This window comes from Virgibacillus alimentarius (genome assembly GCF_000709085.1).
Lineage (GTDB): Bacteria > Bacillota > Bacilli > Bacillales > Amphibacillaceae > Virgibacillus_B > Virgibacillus_B alimentarius.
Genome location: NZ_JFBD01000077.1, coordinates 1 through 4,117, shown reverse-complemented (window position 1 = coordinate 4,117; position 4,117 = coordinate 1). Strand labels below are relative to the sequence as shown.

5 protein-coding genes are annotated in these 4,117 nt (G+C 36.2%); 2 read left to right on the top strand and 3 right to left on the bottom strand.

The annotated features are described in order from the left end of the window. Positions 1 to 340: 340 nt before the first annotated feature. Positions 341 to 652: a DMT family transporter gene (locus tag GZ63_RS0112535; protein WP_029270074.1), complete on the bottom strand. Its 312-nt coding sequence runs from the start codon at positions 650 to 652 to the stop codon at positions 341 to 343. After that, the gene (locus GZ63_RS0112530; protein WP_029270072.1) at positions 652 to 990 is read right to left on the bottom strand and encodes a DMT family transporter; all 339 of its coding nucleotides are present in this window, start codon (positions 988 to 990) and stop codon (positions 652 to 654) included. Before GZ63_RS0112530 ends, GZ63_RS0112535 begins: the two co-directional genes overlap by 1 nt. 395 nt (positions 991 to 1,385) lie before the next feature. Between GZ63_RS0112530 and GZ63_RS17925 the strand changes: the two genes are divergently transcribed. Then, on the top strand, positions 1,386 to 1,559 hold the full coding sequence (locus GZ63_RS17925; protein ID WP_156947733.1) for a hypothetical protein: 174 nt from the start codon (positions 1,386 to 1,388) through the stop codon (positions 1,557 to 1,559). A 483-nt stretch (positions 1,560 to 2,042) separates the two neighbouring features. Next, positions 2,043 to 3,359, top strand: a complete 1,317-nt coding sequence (locus GZ63_RS0112520) for a chloride channel protein (RefSeq protein ID WP_226374407.1) — start codon at positions 2,043 to 2,045, stop codon at positions 3,357 to 3,359. Positions 3,360 to 3,561: 202 nt separating this feature from the next. Here GZ63_RS0112520 and GZ63_RS0112515 read toward each other — a convergent pair whose 3' ends face one another. Beyond that, a complete protein-coding gene (locus GZ63_RS0112515) occupies positions 3,562 to 4,113 on the bottom strand; it encodes a TetR/AcrR family transcriptional regulator (protein WP_051681490.1) in 552 nt (183 codons plus the stop codon). Positions 4,114 to 4,117 lie beyond the last annotated feature (4 nt).

The window sequence follows — 4,117 nt, the reverse complement described above, 5'->3', positions numbered from 1 at the left end:
TTCGGGGGTCAATACCTTTCTAGGGCGCTTTTTTTCAGGGGAAGTTTAATATACAGCGTTGTCAATCAGATATAAACAAGCATGGATTTTGTTACGCTTCTGAAGGTGCATTTGCAAACATACGGTAGATAAATGTATTGTTTTTTATTAAAAAAGTTATTATTGATATTGACATTCTGGAATACAAGGTATATATTAGACTCAAATGCATTATAAAACGTAGCTACTAATTGACAGAAAATTATGTAAAGCAAAAGCAATAATAAACATATGCCAATATAACTATACTGGCATATGATATGATGAAGTAGTTTAGTAGAAGTGAAGGTATAAAATACACTTAAAAGGCTTCTAAAATAACAATACCTGCTACAATGTATGCTATACCTCTCAATTTACGAAAAGAAAATTCTTCTTTATATACGATAATATTAAACAAATTATTAAATACAATTGATAATCCGGACCATATAGCGAAGGCTATTCCCATGTTCATGTATTTAATAGACATAGATAATAAAACAATAGCGGTTAAAAATGAAATTACGGCGTATATGGTATATTTTATTTTTCGCATACCGTCTGATTTTTTTACGAAAATATGACCCATAACTGCACATATGGTTGATATCATTAAATAAAATATTCCCATTACTGAGATACTCCTTTCTGTTTAGGTTTCATACTTAAACTAGCTACACCTGTCATTATTAGGACAACACCCATTAATTTCAGTGTAGATATCTTTTCATCAAACACAAAAAATCCTACTAAAAGGACTATAACTGTTCCGAGACCAGCAAATAATGCACCAACTACACCTACTTCCTTCCCTCTAGTATTCCACATATACAAAAGGACAGAGGATAGATAAAATGTAATAGCAATTGTAGCTGGCATTAGTTTGGATAACCCATAAGAAAAGTTTAAAAAAGTTACTCCTATTACCTCACATATAATGGCTAATGATAAGCCAATCCAAAATCTCATAATAAATCTCTCCTCTATCATTCTCTAAAAATGTTTACATACTAAAACTATAACAATCGATTTCAATAATATCAATGCACTATAAAATGTTCGGAATAATAGATGTTGTGTGAAGAGAAAAATGAAATAATTATATTCGCCCCCTTATAAAACCCTGCGGAATTGTATTCTTATACATCTGTGGGGTTTTATAATGACTCTAAAATATATGTTGGTATGTAGAAGGAGTGCTGATAAATAAACACGTAATCTCGTCTGTTTTTAAGACATGTTTAGACCAATAAACTAATCACAAAAAGGAGACGCGAACTATTGAAATAACATTAAATGAGCTTTCTACCAAGGAACAGGAGATGGTGATATACTATTGTTATTGCATTGGAGGGATTTTTGTTATGGAAATACAAACAAAGGAAAAATGTGCGGTCACGAATAAACTAGGTATTTTAATAGGAACTACGATGATTTTAAGTACTCTCCTTATAGCTGATTTTATTTTTAAGGGCGCAGTTTTTAAGCGGCTGCCACAAAGCTGTCAAAATAAAATATCTGAATGGACAAGTAGGTAAGTAAATAGAATATAGACATCGTAAAAGCGAATTCTATTTGTGGGAATAGGTTACTTTATACCTAAATCTATTAGCTGGTCAGTAAGCTAAAGCTACTCTAAGGCCGATTCGCTGTTCAGATTAAATCTACCTATAATCAAGTAGCTCATGGCAAATGACATCTTTCGTTAAACCGTCACCAGGTCTCTTGATTGTCAGTTGGAATCAGGCTCACTTTTTATTTGTCGGCTGAGAGAAGCGGGTTTTAATGAACCATAGACTTAACTTTTGAGATCAATGACTGAAAAAAGTCATCAAATAAAAATGGACAGCCCCCTTCACTAATAACCCAACCAATCCCAGATACAGAACGTTAAACAGATGACAAGCCATTCCAAGAGTGCTATGTTTAATAGAGAGTGGATTTAGGAGTGGTCTAATTTGTTTCGCATAAACTATATTGAACCCCTTGTTATGCTGGCTACCCTTCTTAGGTGGCTTTTTTTGGCGTCAATCACCGGTGTTCTCGTAGGTACTGGCGCAAGTATATTTCTGCAATTATTATTTTATTCCACGAACCAAACAGCACATATCCCGCTTTGGGTCCAACTAATTTTATTACCGTTTGGGGGACTTGTGAACGGTTTACTTATTTATTTTGGTTACCGGAAAAAGCATGCAGAAGAAGATTCTGTGATTGCTGCGGTACATAAACAGAAGGGAAGATTGCCTTTAAAAACATTGCCAATAAAACCGCTTGCTGCAGTTGTTACCCTTGCTTCGGGTGGATCTGCGGGAAAAGAAGGTCCCTGCTCACATATTGGGGGAACGCTTGCCTCTTGGCTAGGACGCATCATGCATCTAAGCCCGCGTTTGCAGCGGAAGATAGTGGCATGTGGTGTGAGTGCTGGGTTTGCAAGTGTTTTTGGAACGCCGATTGCCGGTGCTATCTATGCTGTAGAAGTTTTATCGCTGGGCAGAATACGTCATGATTATTTATTTGCAGCTGTAATTGCTGGGATTACTTCTTTTCAAATAAGTAAAATTTGGGGAATTACCTATGCGTATTATCCTTTAGATTTTGTAGAAGATTTCTCAGAAGCTTTATTTCTAAAGGTTATTATTATCGGTATTCTATGTGGACTTGTTGCTTTGCTGTTTATCGAGATGTTCGAAGAGATGCGTTTGTTTTTCAATTATATACAACAGCGTTTTCGTATATGGCGGCCTATGATGCCTGTTATTGGCGGAGTGGTATTGTCTATTTTAATTTTATTTATTCCTGCCGATTACCTTGGCCTTAGCTTGCCAATAATGGACACTGCATTACGCGGAGAAGATATTCCTGCCTTCGCTTTCTTCTGGAAAGCGTTGCTTGTTGCTGTGACATTGGGCTCGGGTTTTTATGGTGGGATTGTTACACCACAATTCGTCATTGGTGCTTTATCCGGTAATGTTTTTGCTGGAATGCTTGGCGTTAACCCAATACTTGGTGCGAGTGTTGGCATGGTTGCTGTAGTTGCAGCCGCATCGAACACGCCAATAGCTGCTGTTTTTATGGGATTTGAGTTATTTGGGGGTTCGATTGGTGTGTATGTGGTTGGTGCTTGTCTAGCAGCGTATATCATCATTGGGCATCGAAGTGTTTATCCTGATCAGCTTATTGCCTTTTCCAAATCCATCTGGATGCACACGAAGCCCGGAAGTTCGCTTGGAGAAAGGGATATACAAATATCCTATGGCCTGCTGAGAAAAATACAACGTTGGCAGCGCCGTCAAGCTGCGAAACACGGTAGGTTGAAATCGCCCAAGAAAAAGTAGATGGGTAATATGTATTGGCTAATAAGGTCTTCTAAACTTGCTGCTCTTCATTATTTCGAGCGTAGCAGGGTTTTTATTTATAGAGGGATGATAGTCCGGATTTGTTGTGACACCAATGCTAGGGGTAGAACATACACTAGTGTTGGCGTTACAACCCGCCACTAGCGTATGTTTTATTTTGTTTTGAGGAAATTCATCCCCATCAATTTATCCCTTTCCCAGCGATTCCATAAAAAAATAGCTTTGTAATTTCTTCTGTTAATGGCAGTATGTTTTTTGCCATATCTTTTCGCTGCATGTAATCTTTAAATATTTGAATATAAAGCAAGATGGCTTCATTTGATATCGTTGGATCAACATAGCCCTTTTCTTTTCCTTCATTAAATAAATCAATGAAGCGGGGAAGTGCTTTCTTCGTATACATCTCCTCAATATAATTACTTCCTTTCGTGTATTCTTCCATTAAAGAGTCGAAGAACTCTGTGTTAATTTGGTCCGCTTCTTCCTGTTTATCAAAAATAATTTGTTTAATTTTATCTGGGAAAGGAGCGCTACTATTAAATAATTGCTCATATTCCTCCCATACTTGATCTACATAAAAAATAATTACTTCATGAATTAAATTGTCTTTACTCCCAAAATAATTATAAATCGTTACTTGTGACACTTTTGCCTTGTCTGCTATTTCCGTTATTGAGACTTTTTGAACACCATATTTTTTAAATAAGGCAAGGGAAGCTTTTAATATATCTATTTCT

Excerpts from the sequence above, each read along its gene's own strand:
- GZ63_RS0112535 (WP_029270074.1), bottom strand. The coding sequence starts at position 652 with ATGGGAATATTTTATTTAATGATATCAACCATATGTGCAGTTATGGGT.
- GZ63_RS0112530 (WP_029270072.1), bottom strand. The coding sequence starts at position 990 with ATGAGATTTTGGATTGGCTTATCATTAGCCATTATATGTGAGGTAATA.
- GZ63_RS17925 (WP_156947733.1), top strand. The coding sequence starts at position 1,386 with ATGGAAATACAAACAAAGGAAAAATGTGCGGTCACGAATAAACTAGGT.